At 62.0% G+C, this 18,318-nt stretch carries 14 protein-coding genes and 2 pseudogenes; 9 read left to right on the top strand and 7 right to left on the bottom strand.

Going from position 1 to position 18,318, the window contains the following annotated elements; all coding sequences use genetic code 11:
- Positions 1 to 45 precede the first annotated feature (45 nt).
- A complete protein-coding gene (gene wecC / locus QWY76_RS03105; protein WP_290309644.1) occupies positions 46 to 1,332 on the bottom strand; it encodes a UDP-N-acetyl-D-mannosamine dehydrogenase in 1,287 nt (428 codons plus the stop codon).
- Between the two features lie 63 nt (positions 1,333 to 1,395).
- Entirely contained in the window at positions 1,396 to 2,517 is a 1,122-nt protein-coding gene (wecB, locus tag QWY76_RS03100; protein WP_290309898.1) for a non-hydrolyzing UDP-N-acetylglucosamine 2-epimerase, read from the bottom strand.
- A gap of 607 nt (positions 2,518 to 3,124) precedes the next feature.
- On the opposite strand from wecB, the gene QWY76_RS03095 reads away from it, so the two are divergent.
- Positions 3,125 to 3,631: a hypothetical protein gene (locus QWY76_RS03095; RefSeq protein ID WP_290309643.1), complete on the top strand. Its 507-nt coding sequence runs from the start codon at positions 3,125 to 3,127 to the stop codon at positions 3,629 to 3,631.
- Between the two features lie 171 nt (positions 3,632 to 3,802).
- Positions 3,803 to 5,512, top strand: a complete 1,710-nt coding sequence (locus tag QWY76_RS03090; RefSeq protein ID WP_290309642.1) for a sensor domain-containing diguanylate cyclase — start codon at positions 3,803 to 3,805, stop codon at positions 5,510 to 5,512.
- Positions 5,513 to 5,780: 268 nt separating this feature from the next.
- Here QWY76_RS03090 and QWY76_RS03085 read toward each other — a convergent pair whose 3' ends face one another.
- The 5 genes and pseudogenes from QWY76_RS03085 to QWY76_RS03065 all read right to left on the bottom strand — a co-directional run bounded on the left by QWY76_RS03085 (position 5,781) and on the right by QWY76_RS03065 (position 11,503).
- The gene (locus tag QWY76_RS03085; protein WP_290309641.1) at positions 5,781 to 7,193 is read right to left on the bottom strand and encodes an MBL fold metallo-hydrolase RNA specificity domain-containing protein; all 1,413 of its coding nucleotides are present in this window, start codon (positions 7,191 to 7,193) and stop codon (positions 5,781 to 5,783) included.
- Between the two features lie 267 nt (positions 7,194 to 7,460).
- Entirely contained in the window at positions 7,461 to 9,227 is a 1,767-nt protein-coding gene (locus tag QWY76_RS03080; protein ID WP_290309640.1) for an SLC13 family permease, read from the bottom strand.
- A gap of 422 nt (positions 9,228 to 9,649) precedes the next feature.
- The gene (locus tag QWY76_RS03075) at positions 9,650 to 10,393 is read right to left on the bottom strand and encodes a PRC-barrel domain-containing protein (RefSeq protein ID WP_290309639.1); all 744 of its coding nucleotides are present in this window, start codon (positions 10,391 to 10,393) and stop codon (positions 9,650 to 9,652) included.
- Between the two features lie 251 nt (positions 10,394 to 10,644).
- A pseudogene (locus QWY76_RS03070) lies at positions 10,645 to 10,793 on the bottom strand (transposase domain-containing protein); the annotation flags it as partial.
- A 230-nt stretch (positions 10,794 to 11,023) separates the two neighbouring features.
- The gene (locus QWY76_RS03065; RefSeq protein ID WP_290309638.1) at positions 11,024 to 11,503 is read right to left on the bottom strand and encodes a hypothetical protein; all 480 of its coding nucleotides are present in this window, start codon (positions 11,501 to 11,503) and stop codon (positions 11,024 to 11,026) included.
- Between the two features lie 68 nt (positions 11,504 to 11,571).
- Between QWY76_RS03065 and QWY76_RS03060 the strand changes: the two genes are divergently transcribed.
- The 7 genes and pseudogenes from QWY76_RS03060 to QWY76_RS03030 form a co-directional block, all read left to right on the top strand.
- Entirely contained in the window at positions 11,572 to 12,846 is a 1,275-nt protein-coding gene (locus QWY76_RS03060; protein ID WP_290309637.1) for a cyclic di-GMP phosphodiesterase, read from the top strand.
- 565 nt (positions 12,847 to 13,411) lie between these two features.
- A complete protein-coding gene (locus QWY76_RS03055) occupies positions 13,412 to 14,437 on the top strand; it encodes a TRAP transporter substrate-binding protein (protein WP_290309636.1) in 1,026 nt (341 codons plus the stop codon).
- Positions 14,434 to 14,994 (top strand): TRAP transporter small permease, encoded by a 561-nt coding sequence (locus QWY76_RS03050; protein WP_290309635.1) that lies wholly within the window; start codon positions 14,434 to 14,436, stop codon positions 14,992 to 14,994. Before QWY76_RS03055 ends, QWY76_RS03050 begins: the two co-directional genes overlap by 4 nt.
- The gene (locus tag QWY76_RS03045) at positions 14,995 to 16,299 is read left to right on the top strand and encodes a TRAP transporter large permease (protein ID WP_290309634.1); all 1,305 of its coding nucleotides are present in this window, start codon (positions 14,995 to 14,997) and stop codon (positions 16,297 to 16,299) included.
- A gap of 687 nt (positions 16,300 to 16,986) precedes the next feature.
- On the top strand, positions 16,987 to 17,199 hold the full coding sequence (locus tag QWY76_RS03040) for a hypothetical protein (protein WP_290309633.1): 213 nt from the start codon (positions 16,987 to 16,989) through the stop codon (positions 17,197 to 17,199).
- Positions 17,196 to 17,924, top strand: a complete 729-nt coding sequence (locus QWY76_RS03035; RefSeq protein ID WP_290309632.1) for a nucleotidyl transferase AbiEii/AbiGii toxin family protein — start codon at positions 17,196 to 17,198, stop codon at positions 17,922 to 17,924. The genes QWY76_RS03040 and QWY76_RS03035 overlap by 4 nt, the downstream gene beginning before the upstream one ends.
- A 117-nt stretch (positions 17,925 to 18,041) precedes the next feature.
- A pseudogene (locus QWY76_RS03030) lies at positions 18,042 to 18,293 on the top strand (TRAP transporter large permease subunit); the annotation flags it as partial.
- Positions 18,294 to 18,318: the final 25 nt, after the last annotated feature.

The following is an 18,318-nucleotide window of genomic DNA, read 5'->3' as shown; positions in this document are numbered from 1 at the left end:
CCTTTAGCCTTGTAACCAGGGAATTAGTTTGTCAAGACGGAAACGTCAGGCCTTTTCCGCCCAAACGCCTCTGGTATCAATCAGGTAGTCGCGATCAGTGTCGTTTACGGTGATGGTCTTGAATGGCTTGTGATCCACCAGCATGACCAGCACATCCGCCGATTCCAGCGCGCCATTCAGATCGACCAATTGGGCATCACCCAACTTCCCCTCAGGCAGCTCGGCAATATTCGGCTCCACCACCAGAGACTTGCCGGGATGCTTGGCGACGATGGACTCGACAATCTTCAACGCCGGGCTCTCCCGCAGATCATCGATATCCGGCTTGAAGGCCAGCCCGAAGCAGGCGATGGTCACGTCCCTGGCCGTCTTGTCGGGGTTGGCGCTGAGGAACTTGCCTACCGCCTCGTTGACCTTGTCGATCACCCACTGCGGCTTGCCGTCGTTGACTTCCCGGGCGGTGCGAATCAGGCGTGCCTCGTCCGGCGTCTCGCTGACGATGAACCAGGGATCCACGGCGATGCAGTGGCCGCCCACCCCGGGGCCGGGCTGCAGGATATTGACGCGGGGATGTCGATTGGCCAGGCGAATCAGTTCCCACACGCTGATATCCAGCTTGTCGCAGATGATGGAAAGCTCGTTGGCGAAGGCGATGTTCACGTCGCGGAAGCTGTTCTCGGTGAGCTTGGCCATCTCGGCGGTGCGAGCCGTGGTGGTGATGCACTCCCCTTCCACGAAGATCCGGTACAGCGCCGTCGCCGCGGCGGAGCACTTGGCGGTCATGCCGCCGATCACCCGGTCGTTCTCCACCAGTTCACGCACCACATGGCCCGGCAGGACCCGCTCGGGACAGTGGGCGATGCGAATATCGGACGCCTCGCCGTGGCTCTGGGGGAAGGTGAGATCGGGACGCGCCTCGGCCAGCCAGGCCGCCATCTGCTCGGTGGCCCCCACCGGCGAGGTGGACTCCAGGATCACCAGGTCGCCCGCCTTGAGCACCGGCGCCAGCGACTGGCTCGCGGCCTTGATGTAGGTGAGATCCGGCACATGGCTGCTGCCGGTCTCGGCCTTGAATGGCGTGGGGACGGCGATCAGGAAGGCGTCCGCCGGCTCGGGGCTGGTGGCCGCACGAAGATAGCCCTCCTTCACCGCGGCATGCACCACGATATCCAGCTCCGGCTCGACGATATGGATGTCACCGTGATTGATGGTGTCTACCGCATGCTGATTCACATCCACGCCGATGACGTTCTTGCGACGAGAAGCAATGACGGCCGCCGTCGGCAGGCCGATGTAACCGAGACCGATAACGGAGATGGTGTCGTAGTTCATGAATCGATCCAATGAATGAGAGTAAAGTGTTGTTAGAAAACAGTGCCGACTCGGGGCCGGAACCTAGAACGTGTCGGCGAGCGTCTCGAGAATGCGCTGGCAGGCCTTGCCGTCGCCATAGGGATTGTGGGCGTAGCTCATCGCCTCATAGGCACCGCTATCGGTCAGCAGGCTGTGCAGCTCGCCGACGATGCGTTCCACGTCGGTCCCGACCAGCTTGACGGTACCGGCATCGACGGCCTCGGGGCGCTCCGTGGTATCGCGCATCACCAGCACCGGCTTGCCGAGCGACGGCGCCTCTTCCTGGATGCCGCCGGAGTCGGTGAGGATCAGGTGGGCACGGTTCATCAGGTAGACGAACGGCAGGTAATCCAGGGGCTCGATGAGGTGGACGTTGTCGATGTCCGAGAGCAGCCGCTTGACCGGCCCGAGCACGTTGGGGTTCAGGTGCACCGGATAGACGATCTGGCTGTCGGGGTGGGCGGCGGCCGTATCGTGCAGGGCCTGGCAGATGCGCTCGAAGCCGCCACCGAAGCTCTCGCGCCGATGCCCGGTCACCAGGATCAGCTTGCGGCTGGCGTCGAGGAAGTCGAACTGCTCGCTGAACTGCTGCTGGAAGGTGCTGCTGGTCTCGAGCTTGCGCACCACATCCAGCAAGGCGTCGATCACGGTGTTACCGGTGACATGGACCTTGGCCGCGGCGACGCCCTCCTCCAGCAGGTTCTGCCGGGAGCGCTCGGTGGGCGCGAAGTGCAGCTCGGCCAGGGCCCCGGTGAGCTTGCGGTTGGCCTCTTCCGGCCAGGGGCTGTAGATGTTCCCCGTGCGCAGGCCGGCTTCCACGTGTCCCACGGGAATCTGCTGGTAGTAGGCGGCCAGGGTGGTGGCGAAGGTGGTCGCCGTGTCGCCATGCACCAGCACGATATCCGGCTTGACCTCGCCCAGCACACCCTTCATGCCCTGCAGGATGGCCGTGGTCACGTCCGTGAGATCCTGGCCGGGCGTCATGATATCGAGATCGTGGTCGGGTACCAGATCGAACAGGTCCAGCACCTGATCGAGCATTTCCCGATGCTGACCGGTCACGCACACTTGAGCATCGAAGCGATCATCGGCGGCGAGGGACAGGGCGAGCGGCGCCATCTTGATGGCTTCGGGACGCGTACCGAACACGCAGAGGGTCTTGATGGGCATAGGAGGCGGAGTGGTCTCGGTTGATGAAGGCACGGTCATGCCGGTGGCAGTCTCAAGGCGCAACCGAAGTGGCCGACAGCGATGATGCCACACATGGCACGGCAATAAGCGGGGCTGGGCGCGGGCACGCTACCGCCCGGGGATTCTCCCGGGCTTGTTCCCACGCCCTTCAGATACAGGGGGACCGGCGGGCGAGATTCGCTCCCCGTGCCGACCCCCGTCGATGATGTCGTCATTTTACGCAAGTGCTCGAGAGGGCTCTACGCTCGCCGCCGACCATGCGCCGAAAGCGCTGGTAAGAAGCCAGGACGACTTGGCTCAGGAAGGATACAGACCCGCCGCCAAGGCCACAACGCGGCAGCAGGGCCTGATAGGGCGAAGGGAGGGCCCGAAGCCGTGGCCACCCCCGACAAGACAGGCCGACAGCCGACCCCGGAGCGGCGTTCAAGCGATCGGCAGCCCGGGCACAGCGGTGTGCCGGGCGAGAAAGCTGTCCAACTCGGCGTCCCACGGCTTGTCGCGTCCGACTCGTTCACCTAGATTGAGAGGCATTCGCCTTTCACCACGACCGGGAATGGCAGGGACGCGACAAGGAACCGGCATGCAGGAGACTACCGAGCCCTCCGAGGCGGACGTGCCCGTCCGACTCCCCCTGACCGGCGATCCGGTCACCGTAGAGATATCCCCCAGCGCCATCCTGCTCGCTCAGGTAGTGGTTCATGCCTGGGTAATTCACCTCGCCGTATACTTCCAGAAAAGCGTGGAACTCCCCGAAGAGCCGCTGGGGCAAGACACTCTGCTTCCGCAGATGATGGATACGTGGCCACATGGCGGCATTCGGCACGCTCTCGATGGACGGATCGATGGCGATGGCATCAAGCATGGCCTGACGATCGTAGGTGATATCCCCAAGTGCCTCATCGGCCCACGCCGACCACTGGAGAAGGCAGTAGACGTGCCGCAAATGCTCCAACCCGATGGGAGGGCGTCCTCGCTAGCCTTCGGGAAGCAGGACGGCGACAGCGCCTGGTTGAACCCCTGCAAGGGTTCCAGGGCCGCCATCGGGACCAGAAACCGCTCGCGACGGCTGACCTTCTGCTGGTCTTGATCTTCGGTCTCGGCAAGATGTATCTGCTGCGCTGGAGGCGCTGGTCCAACGAGGACAGGGGTACCAGCGTCTACCCTGCCGAAGGCCGTCAGACAGATGCAGCGGGATGTCTGCAGCGCTTCAGCAAATGGATGACGCAGGCTTCACTTAAAATACAGGAACAATCATGACATGATTCGATATATCGGCTCAGGAATCCGACAGATGAAGCTAAAACACTTGTTGATCTTGGCATTTATAACGATGTCAGCGGTTCCGCTTTTTTTCGGTCTGAATTATTTGAACAATATTTCAGGGCACTACGCCCGCGACCAATTCGCCCACCACCTCTCGTCAATGTCAAAGATTGCCGAACAGCGCATATTGACTGCTGTCGACAGAATCAAGGACAACACGGCGTTGATCTCCAGTCGTACGCAAATGCGAATCAGCCTGGAACAGTGGAATCAAACAGGGGACATATCTCATCAGGAAAAGATCACCAGAATCATCAATGATGCCAAGAATGGGTTAACCCATCTGAAAGATATTCGCATTTACGATCGAAGGGGAAGACCCGTTGCTTCAACCACTGACACGTCGATAAATGAAAAGCTTGATATTCAGGGGCCATTAAGAGCGCAGATATCTCTCGTTCCTGAAGCCGACGAAATAATTGCGTTGAGTCGAGAGCCGCTGCGACTCAATCATGAGACGGTCGGCTATATCGAGATTCGGTACTACACGAATTTCATCACCAGCCTGGTGAGAGATCGTACCGGGCTGGGCAAGACTGGGGAGTGGTTGTTTGCCGTCCGTCACGAAAGCGGTGACGCTCTTTTCGCGGTACCCCTCAAATATGATCACCAGGCCGCCTTCCAGCGGCGTGTCTCAAAAGACAGGCTGGACGTGCCGATTACTCAGGCGTTGCTTGGCAATGAAAGGATCATGAGCGAAGCTCCAGATTACCTCGAACAACCCGTACTTGCGTCCACCCGCTATATTCCTGAGCTGGATTGGGGGCTGGTGGCAAAGGTCAATGAAACGGAGGTCAATCAGCTGGCTTCGCAAAACCAATCCCTGATCTACATCGCTGAACTCATCATTGTTGTGATCGCAATAGGCGTGGGTGTCGCGCTGGCCTTTTACATTTCTCGCCCGATAGAAAGGTTGAAAACGCATACCGCCAGAGCCGCTAGCGGAAAACTCGAGCCGCCACAAGTCCAGCCCACCAGCTGGCAAGAGGCCAAAGAGCTGACCAACCACTTCGCCTACATGATCAAAGCCATCAGGGAGCTAACCGAAAACTTGCAGCAAAAAGTAGACGAACGAACGCAAGAGCTCAACGAGGCCAACAAGAAGCTGGAGAAGATCGCCTCACATGACCAGTTAACGGGCTTGTATAATCGGCGACAATTCGACCAACGCTTCGCCGAAGAGTTCGACAGAAACAAGCGGTATCGACATGGGCTTGCCGTAGCCTTGCTGGATATTGACCATTTCAAGTCGATTAACGATCGCTACGGCCACGCGGTCGGCGATGACGTGCTCAGAAAAATTGGAGCCTACTTGAACTCTTCCGTGCGCGCTTCGGATGTAGCAGCCAGAATTGGCGGCGAGGAGTTTTGCTTGCTGTTGCCCGAGTGCACAGCGAAGGGGGCGCTAGCTTTCCTGGAGAGAATCAGAAACGATATATCCGAGATCGAAGTCAAGACAAACGACATATCTTTCAACATTACATGTAGCGTGGGTGTGGCCTACCTGGATGCATCGATTGAAGACAAGAATGCCTTGCTAAATAATGCTGACATGGCGATGTATAAGGCGAAGCAAGGTGGCCGCAACAAAGTGATGGTATTCCATGACGGGCATGCAGCCACCCCTATAGATAAGTACTCTTAGGCGCCGTCTGAAAAGTCGACGAGCGAAGGCTAGGGCTAGGCCCGCTCGCGGCGGGCCAACGCAATTCCCACATCCATAATTCGGGGACAGGTACAGTTTCCCTCGCATCGCCCTGGTTCCGGAATTCGCCAGCGAGACGGCCCCAACACCGACGACACACGGGCAGCGCCCTGGCGAGCATGGCGGCCACGGGCCGCGGCGGATATAGCCGGTGCAGGCGACCAGGCTGCGCGGGATCCTTCAGGCTCCTCGAGGAACCGGGATGGCGTCAGCGGGTCTCGGTGGCGAGCGTCACCGCCAGGGCGTGCCCCGCCTCCTCGGCCCAGGCCTCGAGGCTCGCCTTCAACGCCCGCTTCGCCTCGGTCTCGCCATGCACCAGGCGGATCTCCCCGGGCGGGTGGCGCATGTGCCGCACGAAGTCGAGCAGGTCGCGGCCGTCGGCATGGGCCGAGTAGCCCGCCACACTCTCGACACGCGCGCGGATCTCGATGCGCTCGCCGTCGAGCCTCACCCAGCCGCCCCGGGGGCCGTAGCGCTGGATGTCACGCCCCGGGGTGCCGGCGGCCTGGTAGCCCACGAACACCACGGCGTGGCGCGGATCGCCGAGCATGCGCTTGAGGTAGTTGACCACTCGGCCCCCGCTGGCCATGCCGCTGGCGGCGATCACCACCGCCGGTCGGCCGCTCTCGGCCAGGTAGTCCAGGGTTCGCTCATGTTCCGCGTGGCTGCCCACGGTATACAGGCTGTCGAAGCTGAGCGGGTGGCGGCCATGGTCCAGGCGGCGGCGCGCCTCGGCGTCCCACCAGGGCTTGAGCTCGCGATACACCTCGGTGAAACGCGCTGCCAGGGGCGAGTCGACGATGATCTCGAGCGCGCGCCAGCGCTCGTCCCCGTCGCCGTGGATCAACTCCTCCAGCTCGTAGAGCAGCTCCTGGGTGCGACCGATGCTGAACGCCGGGATGATCACGGTGCCGTCGTTGGCCAGCGCCCCCTCGATGGCGGCACGCAGGCGGGCCCGGCGCTGGCGGCGATCCTCGTGGCGGCGGCCGCCATAGGTGCTCTCCAGCACCAGCACGTCGGCCCGCCACGGCGAGCGTGGCGCCGGCAACAGCGGCGAGCCTGGCGCGCCGAGATCGCCGCTGAACACCGTGCGCTGCGCCTGCCCGCCGAGGCGGTCGAGGGCGTCCACCTCCACGTAGGCGGAGCCGAGGATATGACCGGCACGCTGGAGCCGCACCCGCAGGCGATGACGGTGGTCATCGAGCAGCGTATGCCAGGCGCCATAGTCCAGCGCCACCAGGCGGCCCTCCACCTCGGCCAGGAAACGCTCGATGAGGGCCGCGTCCCGGGTGAAACCGATCTTGAGCGCATCCTCGATCACCAGCGGCAGCAATCGCGCCGAGGGCACCGAGCAGAGGATCGGCCCGCGATAGCCGGCGGCGAGCAGGTAGGGCAGCCGGCCGATATGGTCGATATGCACGTGAGTGACCACCAGCGCCAGCACGTCGTCGACGGGGAAGCGCACCCGATGCCGTGCCAGGCCATCCTGCCCCTCGGCGTCCTGGCCCTGGAAGAGTCCACAGTCCACCAGCAGCGAACGATCCTCGGCCACGCGCAGGCGATGGCAGCTACCGGTCACGCCGTCGGCGCCGCCGTGATGCTCGATACTCGGATACTCCATGGCACGGCCTCCCTGGCGGATGATCGGCCCACGATTCTCTCGCCAGTGTAGCCCGGCGCGCGCAGGCGCCGCCGGGCCACACGTACACGCCCATCATCGCGGTCATGATCGGGGACAGGCAGCTAAAGACCCGCGCTCATGAACGGGGACAGGCCGCCGGTAGATATCGTGAACCGCCAGGCACGCCGCCTGGACGCCAGCGATCCGGCCGGTATTAGGGTGTGACGTCCAGCTTCCAGCTTTAGCGCTTCTCGCGTCAGGCTGGGGTCAGAACGGCCATACCACCGGCACCAGCACCACCGCCGTCGTCCCGACGATGAGGCTCAGCGGGGCGCCGAGGCGAACATAATCGAGGAACCGGTAGCCCCCCGGCCCCAGCACCATCAGGTTGGTCTGGTACCCCAGGGGGGTCATGAAACTGGCCGAGGCGGCGAACATGATCGCCACGGTGAACGGCATATAGCTCACGCCGAGCTGCTCGGCCATGGCGACCGCGATGGGAAACATCAGCACGGCCGCGGCATTGTTGGTGATCAGCTCGGTAAAGATCACCGTCATCAGGTACACCAGCGCCAGCGCCAGCCAGGGTGCCAGGTCATCGCGGAACATCAGCCACTGGGCGATCTGGCTGGCCGCCCCCGTCTTGGTCATCGCCGCGCCCAGGGCGAACGAGGCGCCGATCACGATCAACACGGAGAGATCCACATAGCGGCGGGCCTTGCTGGCCGGCACGCAACGTGTCGCCAGCATGGCGCCCCCCGCCAGCAGCGCCGCCTCCAGGATGCTCAGCCAGCCGCTGGCACTGGCCAGCACCATGCTGGCCAGAATCCCCAGTGCCAGGGGCGCCTTGCGAAAGTCCGGCGGCGTGGAGTCGTTGAGGGCGCTGACCAGCAGGAAATCCTTGCGGTAGCGATACTGGTCGACGAAGTCCTGGGCCGTTTCCAGCAGCAGGGTATCGCCCACCTGGAAGGAGATGTCGCCCAGCTTGCCCGGGAGCCGCTTGCCGTGGCGGGAGATCGACAGGATGACGGCCTGATAGCGCGAACGGAACCGCGACTCCCGCACCGTCTGGTTGAGGCCCGCGAAATCCGGGCCGATGACCGCCTCGACCAGGCAGCGGCGATGATGGTCGATGTCCAGCTTGCGCACGTCTCCGCCGGCGGGTCGCAGCCCATGGATGCGTCGCAGCTCCCTGGCACACTCGGGCGCCCCGATGAAGATCAGCACATCGCCGGCCTGCAGCTCGGTCTCTGGCGGCACGGCCGTCAGCAGGTGGCCATGCCGCTCGATTTCCGCCAGGTAGCCATGGCTGAGGTGGCGCAGCCCCGCCTCGGCGATGGTCTTGCCGACCAGCGGGCCCTTCTCCAGCACCGACACCTCGACGGCGTATTCCCGTGCGCGCTCCAGCTGCTCCAGGGCCCCCTGGCGGTTGGGCAACAACCGGTCGGCGAACAGATACAGGAAGCCGCCCCCCACGATCAGCAGGGGAACGCCGACCCAGGCCAGCTCGAACATCGCCAGGTGGGTATTCATCTCGCTCTGCAACAGCCCATCCACCACCAGGTTGGTACTGGTGCCGATCAGGGTGCAGGTACCGCCCAGGATGGCCGCAAAGCTCAGCGGCAGCAGCAACTTGGAGGGAGGCAGACGGAGGCGACCGGCCCATTCCTGGACGGCGGGAATGAACATGGCGACCACCGTGGTGTTGTTCATGAAGGCGCTGAGGCCGGAGGCCGGCAACAACACCCGCAGCTGGGCCTGCCGCAGGCGGTGCGGCTGACCCAGCAGCCGATGGGCCAGCCACTGGATGGCGCCGGTCTCCTTGAGCCCTGCCGCCACCACATAGAGGGTGGCGATGGTCATCACGCCGGGATTGGAGAAGCCGGACAGGGCCTCGGCAGGCGTCAACACACCGACGACCATCAGGAACGCCAGGGCCCCGACCAGGATCACGTCGGGCGCGATACGACTGAAGGCAAGCGTGGCGAGGACCGCGAGCACGGTCCCCAGGGAAAGCAGCATCTGCCAGGTCATGCGTGACCCAGTCCTACAACAAGCAAATCCATCATGACCGTCCCTGACTCAAGACAAATCGAAGAGTGAGCAATCAAGCAAGCGAGCCACGAGCCCCGTCAGGGTGAGAGTCGTTCTCGAAGAGTGATCCCAACGCTACCCGCGTGCGGCCGCACCTGTCCTGCACCACTACCCGCGGTGCCGACGACTGGCGACTCCGCCATGCGCAAGGCACGCTACCGAATATTCGGGGACAGGTACAGATTCCCGTGGCCTGAGCAGGCGGAAATATCGGGGACGGGTACAGATTTCCCAGATTCTCCCCCGGGACGCCCCCGAGGGCTGGCCTCGTCCTACGCACACCACAGGGTCTTGCGTTGGTTCTGGATGGCGGTGGTGAATGCCGGCACAGGCAGCTCGTACCGGCATCCGGCCAACGATGATTACTGTTGCTCCTGCTCGTCTGACTCCTGCTCGACCGACTCCTGCTCGACGGGCTCCTGTTCGGCTGACTCCTGTTCGGCGGGCTCCTGCTCGACTGGCTCCTGCTCGACTGGCTCCTGCTCGACTGGCTCCTGCTCGACTGGCTCCTGCTCGACTGGCTCCTGTTCGGCTGGCTCCTGTTCGGCTGGCTGCTGCTCAGCCTGCTGTTGTTCCTGTGTCTTGAAAGCCGTCGCATTCTCGAGAGCGGCCTTGTCCACGGTCGTATTGACCTGATAGCCGGCACCTTCTCCAGAGCTGGTAATCTCGATGGATTGCCATGTCAGGGCGACATGCTTCTCGCCGATGCCCAGAAAACCGCCGACCCCCACGACGATGCCGACCACCTGACCGTCCTGATCCAGCAGCAGGTCATCGATTTTGCCGATTTCATCGCCCGAGGGGTTGAGGATGGAGCTGCCCACGAGCTGGTCGGAGCGAATCTGGTCGCTCGTCTGCTCAGTCATGAACGGCTCACCGCTGGCAGTCGCCGCGCCCTTCTCCTGCTGACCGCCGGATGCTTCTGGCTCCTGGGGTTGTTCCGCTGGCTCCTGGCTGCCGCCGTTGGCGCCACCTTGGGCCGCTTCTGATGTCTCGGTGCCAGCCTGCTGTGACGTCGTCTCTGCTTTCTCGGAGTCCGACTCTTGCGCCATAGCAAGGACTGGTAAAATCCATATGCAGAACAGTAGTGCTTTAATGGTATTCATATCGTTATCCACCTTGAGAATTGAATCCTGGGGAAAGTACCGCCTAGTTACAATGCAAAATAACCAGCGGCGCACGACAAATACCGCACGCAAAATCCTTATGGGTCAACTGAAGAATTAGACAATAATTTAGCACGAGTCAAGGAGGATAAAACAAGCTGCACAACACAGAACTTTGTCAAAAAAAGCTCTGCAAAAACATATCCATACAATAATATACGTAGTCGAATGGCGATCACCTTCGGGGGTAATCAGTCGCCTCGCTGCCAGTGATGCGTCAGGGCTAATGGATCTTGTTGGCGTTCTGCGTCGGTCGTCTTTCCAGCACCTTCCTCAAATAGGCATAGGGCTCATGGCCGTTCAGCTTGGCCGATTGGATCAGACTCATGATGTTGGCGGCGGTAATCCGGGACGCGGTAATCGGGGACGGGTACAGGTTCCCACGCACCGAGCGGAGTAGGAACGCCTGGGGGCAAAGTAGACCACCCAAGAGGCCAGCAGCTTTGCGCGTCAACGGCTCAGTGCCTGGCCTCACGGCGCAGTTGGGTCAGGTCCGCCACGGGGAGGCCGGCGATCCCGGCGATCATCTGGTCATCCATCTCGGTACGAGCGATCAGGTTCCGGGCCGTGTCACGTTTCGCCTTGCGCTCGGCCGCCCGACGGACCTTCTCCCTCCACCGCTCGGGCCGCCGCCACGTTATGCACCCGATCCGACCAGGCCGGGTCATGGACGATGGCCACCTCATCCAGCAGCAGACAGCATGTCGCCGATACGGCGTTTCCCCTGTTGGCCCTTGGCCTGGCCGCCGCTGCCCTGCCGGCCCACTCGGCCACGCGCATGGATTTCTCCAACATTCTATCAAAATCAGTATGTTGAAAACGTAAAACCTTCAATGCCTGCCCTTTGGTCGCCTCGGCTGGCGCTTTGATGACATTTTTCAACCTGACGGCATGAGCCGTATAGAAACGCCCCTGATCACCACCTGCCGGGCGACCATCGAAAAAAAGCTCGAAAAACCAATCCCTTGAGGAAAAATCATCGTAACATCCTGTAACAACACTCTTGCTTAGTGAGGCCGAGTCTGCTAGTACGAAAGAGCTAGATGCCATACCACCTAGGTAGCTGACAGGGTCAGGGGCCACACCTCAGACATCTCGGATGTAAGGGTATTACGATAATGGTAAACGATGATATCCCAGCCCACAGGAACTTGATCAACATTCCTGTTTCAGCATTACAGATCGGGATGTATGTTGCCGAGCTAGATCGCCCTTGGCTTGAAACCCCCTTTCCATTAGAAGGTGTCCTCATAACCAAGGAAAGCGATATCAAGGAAGTCAGAAAATACGCCAGCACCGTCTATATATCCATTGAAGAGTCATATAACAGACCTTCCACCCCCATACGCCACACGGCTTTTAAAAATGAAAGCAAACCGCTCGCGGAAACAGGCAGCCGCGCACAACTCAAAGCCATCCCCTGTGTTGGAAGAGAGATAAAGAGGATAAAAAAAGAACACAGCGGCGCCAAGAGAATGATAAAAAAATTGATGTCAGACAAGCAGAGCTGGCACAAGAACATCCCCGAAACCAGAAGGGTCGTGAAAGACTTTGCCGATTCCATCGCAAGAAACAAAAACGCTCTCTACTGGCTAACCAGAATCAAGAGAAAGAACGAGTACACTGCCGAACACTGCCTGAATGTCGGCATTTTAGCAATGATATTCGCCAGGCACCTCGGATGGGAAGCGCGCAGAATCGAAGAAGTCGGATTATCGGGAATCCTGCATGACGTGGGAAAGATGAGCATCCCCCTTGAGATACTGGATAAACCGGGGAAGCTGAGCGTTGACGAATTCGAAATAATAAAAAAGCATGTCCTGGAAGGCTACAGGATTCTGAGCAGCGACAACACCTTACCCGAAATAGTCTTGAACACCAGTCGCGATCACCACGAGCGAATGAACGGCCAGGGTTACCCCTACGGGAAAAAAGGGGAAGACTTGTCCGATGAGGCGAAGCTCATCGCCATTGTCGATACCTATGATGCCATCACCAGTGACCGGGTTTACAGCCCGGCCGAACCGCCTACCTATGCCTTGAAGGAAATATATGAGAACGCCGGAGAACTCTTTGACAAGCTCTTGAGCGTCAAATTCATTGAATGCATCGGGATCTATCCCCCCGGGTCATCCGTAGAGCTAGACACGGGGGAGACTGCCATAGTGATCGAACAAACCCCGGAAAGAAAGCTTCAACCTAGAATCTTCATCCTTCCAGAAGAAGAAACGCAACCCATTTCAGAAGGAACATTCCTGGACTTGAGCAACCAGAAAGGCTTCTTCGAGAGAAAAATCATTAGAGCGATACCAGAAGGTCATCACGCCACCACGGTAGAAGAGGTTTTCAAAACCATAGAGCTTCAACAAGGCAGCGCCGAGATCTGGACATGAAAAAAAGATACTGCGCAAAAAAGCGTAGAAATGCCACATTGCTATTCCTTCAGCTAGCCCCACTAGTCATGGCCTTAATTTTTATTAAAAGCTGTGGAATGATCTAGAAAACGCCTCACACATGGGGACTTCGTTTTCACAAGATCGGGAACCTCCTTTCCAGCTGCAGCCCTGTTGCAGGGTGCTCGACCGGAGAGCGATGGCTTGCACCTCGGCACAGGCGTCCAGCGAGGTTCGCCAGTCCAGCGTGTTGCGCGGCCGTGTGTGCAGTGAGTCGCGATCTCGTCGAGGGCTTCCCGGCTGCTCACCGACGGGTCCATGCCCTTCGGCAGGCACAGCCGCAACAGGTCAGTGGAACCTACCCAGCCATCGTGCGCACCCATCCAAGCGATCATGCGGGCCTCGACGGCCTCGGGACCGATCATTGCCATCGCACTCGCCGATCGGCCCACCGGTGGCCACGTGCCGCCGACAGAACATTAGAGGTCGCGACGGCATCCCCAGGCCAGGGCAAATTTGAGGATGCTGAATCAGTAAACGATTACAACGCACAAGGAACCCGCTGATGACTGGCACCTCTCGCCCACCGTTCGCCGTTGCGGCGTTCCCCCTGTTGGCCCTGGGCCTGGCCGCCGCTGCCCTGCCCGCCCACTCGGCCACGCGCATGGACTTCTCCAACGAATACAACGCCAGCTCGATCCATGCCCAGGGCGACGCCTGGTTCATCGAGCGCGTCGAGGCGCTGACCGACGGCGACGTCGACATCACCCTGCACACCGGCGGCGCGCTGGGCTTCCGCTCCGGGGATCACTTCTACGCCGTGGCCGACAACGCGGTGCAGATCGCCGACAGCCTGTCCGGCACCCTGGGCGGTATCGATCCCATCTTCCTGCTGTCGTCGCTGCCCTTCGTGGCGGACGATGTCGAATCCGCCCACCGCCTCTACGAGATCGCCCGGCCGGAATACGAGGAGGTCTTCGAGGACAACGACCAGATCCTGCTCTACGCCTCGCCCTGGCCGGCCAGCGGCATCTGGTCCGAGGGCCCCGTCACCAGCATGGCAGCGCTCGAGGACCTCAAGATCCGCAGCTATGACCGCAACGGCACCGCCACCCTGGTCAACGCCGGCGCCTCCCCGGTGAAGCTCTCCTGGGCCGACGTGGTGCCCCAGCTGGCCACCGGCGGCATCGAGGCGGTACTCACCTCCGCCGAGGCCGGCGCCAACGGCAGCTTCTGGGAGCACCTCAGCGACTTCAACGCCATCCAGTACGCCGTGCCGCTCAACATGGTGCACATGAACCGCGACGCCTTCGAGGAGCTGAGCGAGGCCGACCAGCAGGCGATCCTCCAGGCCGCCGAGGAGACCGACGCCCACAACTGGGAGGTCGTGAAGGAGCGCGTGGCGCAGAACTATGCCGAGCTCGAGGAGCACGACGTCAGCATCCACGATCCGGTGCCGGCCGAGTTCCACGACAGCCTCGCGCAGGCGGCCCAGCCAGTGGTCGACGACTGGCGCGAGACCACCGGCGAGCGCGCCACCCGCATCCTGGAGGCGTTCCATCAAGAGAGCGGCCAAGAGAGCGGCCAATGAGTTCACAGCATCGCCGTGACGGCGCCGCCTTCCCCGGCGTCGCCAGCCTGCTGGTCGATGCCCTCGGCCGGGTGTCAGGCGCCCTGGCGTCGCTGGGCGCCAGCCTGGCCATGCTGCTGGTGGTCTACATGCTCGGCCATATCCTGCTCGAGATCGGCCTGCGCCTGTTCGGCCACTCGACCTTCATCCTCGACGAATACATCGGCTACAGCGTCGCGGCGATGACCTTCCTCGGCCTGCCCTACGCCCTCGAACGGGACGGGCTGATCCGCGTGGCGCTCGTCCTCGAGCGCCTGCCCCGGGCCTGGCGCTGGCCGCTGGAGCTGTTCGCCAGCGTCTCGGCGCTGCTGGCCTTCGGCTGGCTGGCCCGCTACTGGACGCTGGCCGTGCAGCGCAGCCAGGCCCGCGGCATCGTCAGCGAGACGCTGGCCCAGACGCCGCTGTGGATCCCCCAGGGCGCGGTGCTCGTCGGCCTCTACCTGCTGTGCCTGGTGCTCATCGTTCGCTCGCTGCGCATCCTGGTGCAGCGCCACGCCTTCGCCGCCGGAGACCACTGAATGGAGATGCTACTCGTCGGGGCCGGCGTCATCGGCCTGCTGCTCGGCGTGCTCGCGCTGGGCAGCTGGGTCTTCGCCGGCCTGGTCATCGTCGCCATGCTGTCGCTGTGGGGGCTGGGGGATTTCGACGCCGAACGCATCGGCCTGATCCTCTCCAAGATCCTGTTCCGCGCCGCCAACAGCTGGGAGCTGTCGGCGATTCCGCTGTTCATCCTGATGGGCGAGCTGATCTTCCGCTCCGACATCTCCGAGCGCCTGTTCCGCGGCCTGACGCCGCTCACCCGCCACCTGCCCGGCGGTATCCTGCACACCAACGTGCTGGGCTGCACGCTGTTCGCCGCGGTCAGCGGCTCGAGCGCCGCCACCACCGCCACCATCGGCAAGATCACCACCCGCGAGCTGGCCGAGCGCCGCTACGACCGCAGCCTGTCGATCGGTTCGCTGGCCGGCGCCGGCAGCCTGGGGCTGTTGATCCCGCCCTCGATCGTGATGATCGTCTACGGCGTGCAGGCCGAGGTCTCGATCAGCAAGCTGTTCATGGCCGGCGTGCTGCCGGGGCTGCTGATCGCGGCCCTGTACGTCGGCTACGTGGCCCTGCGCAGCCTGCTCGACCCCGGCCTGGCCCCCAAGGCCGAGGACAGCGGCAGCGGCGCCTGGCGGGCGCTGTGTGACCTGGCACCCGTGCTGGGGCTGATCGTGATCGTCATCGGCGCCATCTACAGCGGCATCGCCACGCCCTCGGAGGCCGCCGCCGTCGGCTGCGCCGCCACCCTGTTGCTGCTGCTGTGCGAGCGCCAGCTGACGCTGGTGCTGTTCATGGATGCCCTGCGCGGCGCGCTGATCAGCGCGGTGATGGTGTGCAGCCTGCTGGTGGCCGCGGCCCTGCTCTCCACCGCCATGGGCTACCTGCACCTGCCCAGCGAGCTGGCCGGCTGGATCGCCGAGCAGGGCTTCTCGCCGGTGGCCCTGCTGCTGGCCATGGCGCTGTTCTACGTGCTGCTGGGGCTGTTCCTGGACGGCATCTCGATCACCGTGATGAGCCTGCCCATCACCCTGCCGATCATCGTCCAGGCCGGCTACGACCCGCTGTGGTTCGGCGTCTTCCTGGTGATCATGGTGGAACTGGGCCAGATCACCCCGCCGGTGGGCTTCAACCTCTTCGTGCTGCAGGGGCTTACCGGCGAGAGCATCAGCCGCGTGGCGCTGGCGGCGGCGCCCTTCTTCGCGCTGATGTGCCTCGCCGCCCTGATCATCAGCGTCTGGCCGACCATCGTGCTGTGGCTGCCGACGGTGCTTTCCGGCTAGCGCGACACGAGGCTGGCACGGTTCGGCCCCCAGCAACGACGACGCCCGGCTCAGATCACTGAGCCGGGCGTCGTCGTATCTAGGGGGTGGCGGCGGGAAATCAGCCTTGCGGGTAGCTCTCGGGGTTGCGCTCCTGCCCGCACCAGGCATCCGCCATCCTGGCCGCCAGGTCGCGCCGGGCCTTCCCACCCGGCTCTTGCTCGGCCATGGCCGCAGTAATGAGGGACAGGCACCGATTACTCCACGGCGCCCGCGCCGGCCTGCTGCTGGTGCGCGACACCCGCTGGACGACATCACCGCCCTCTCCGACCCGGAAACCCGGCTGCTGATGATCATGAAGGGCGGCAGGGTCTAGCATGAGGCGGGCCTCACCTGGCCCCGCCACGTCGCCAGAACACGCCATGGGTTCGGCGGCTGGATCTGTAGGGCTGCTCATCGGCCTGCCTCCCCCGCCCAAACGACAGCACCCGGCCAACCAGAGCCGGGTGCTGTCGAAAGGGAGGGTTAAACCGCGTCAAGGAGCGACGACACCCCGCGCCTCAAGGCGGAAAGGGCATCGACGCCATAGGGGTTAGCGTGTCATGCTGCCCCTGACCTGAGGGGCTAGGCTCGTTTTGACGCCCTACATGCAGGAGACTAGAATATCAAGGAGTTAGAAGTATCACCCAGTCTTTCACTGGTGAACCTATGAAAACCGCTCTCATCAATCGATGCGATTATCCCGAACTCGATGCCATCCTTTGGGACCGTGCCGACGATTATATCAACCCCGAGGTGGCCTTCCATCTCTATGAAGAGAGATGGCGCTTCGTGGCGCAAGATCGCCTACTCGACAACGAGCGCGCCCTGATTGCCGAGCTGGCCCGGACTTACGGCCACGGCCATATGCTCGTGGCATGATGTTTACACGCCCCCACCACCAAGCCATTGGTGCGCTCCTCTCCCGGTTTGACCCTGATTTCCTCCGCGATAGCCACATCCTGTTCGGAGGAGGTACACGTATTGCACTCGAACTCGACGAATTTCGTGAATCGGTGGATATCGACCTTTTTTGTATCGGCAAGGAGGCTTATCGGGCCGCTAGATCCACAGTGACAAACATCAGCTTTGGCAAGCTACTACGCCAAGGAGAGAAGTTGCCGCTTTGGGACAACCGGGACATTCGTGCTGACCGGGATGCCATTCGTGCCTTACTGGATGGCCCACAGCGCCCCATCAAGCTCGAAATCATCAACTTTGCCAATGACAGGTTGCTGCCCGACACCCAACAGACATGCTTCCCCATCCCCTGCGTGAACCACGAAGGCTGCTTTGCAACCAAATTGACGGCCAATGCCGATAGATATCAGAATCACATCAAAGATATCCTGGATCTATGCATGATGCGTCGCGAATGGGGCCAGATCCCTCCATCGGCATGGGATATTGCATGCGATGAGTACGGGCAGCGAGTGATTGCCACCGCCTTGGGCGAAGCACTCAGGGATCTAAAGGCGCGTCATCATGCACATATCAAGCATGCCATCGAGTCGCTCCACATGCCTGAACCGCTCGCGAGAGAGCTCATCACAGCCTTGGCACCGGAATGGCTTGATGAGCTCTTGAAAGCGAATATGGCCCAATAGGCGCTGGCTCTCTTCGCTTCCCAGCGAACACTCTGAGACCATCAAGCTCAATCCCACCATACAGACCAAAGATCTCATCAGCAGCCATGCTGAGTAACGAGGGACAGGCACCGATTACTCCCGATCATCGTCCAGGCCGGCTACGACCCGCTGTGGTTCGGCGTCTTCCTGGTGATCATGGTGGAACTGGGCCAGATCACCCCGCCGGTGGGCTTCAACCTCTTCGTGCTGCAGGGGCTGACCGGCGAGAGCATCGGCCGAGTGGCCCTGGCGGCGGCGCCCTTCTTCGCGCTGATGTGCCTCGCCGCCCTGATCATCAGCATCTGGCCGACCATCGTGCTGTGGCTGCCGACGGTGCTTTCCGGCTAGCGCGACACGAGGCTGGCACGGTTCG

The sequence above is a fragment of the Halomonas maura genome (genome assembly GCF_030409305.1).
In the GTDB taxonomy this organism is placed as follows: Bacteria; Pseudomonadota; Gammaproteobacteria; order Pseudomonadales; family Halomonadaceae; genus Halomonas; species Halomonas maura.
Note: the sequence above shows the minus strand (reverse complement) of the source record. Positions and strands in the feature narration are given on the sequence as shown.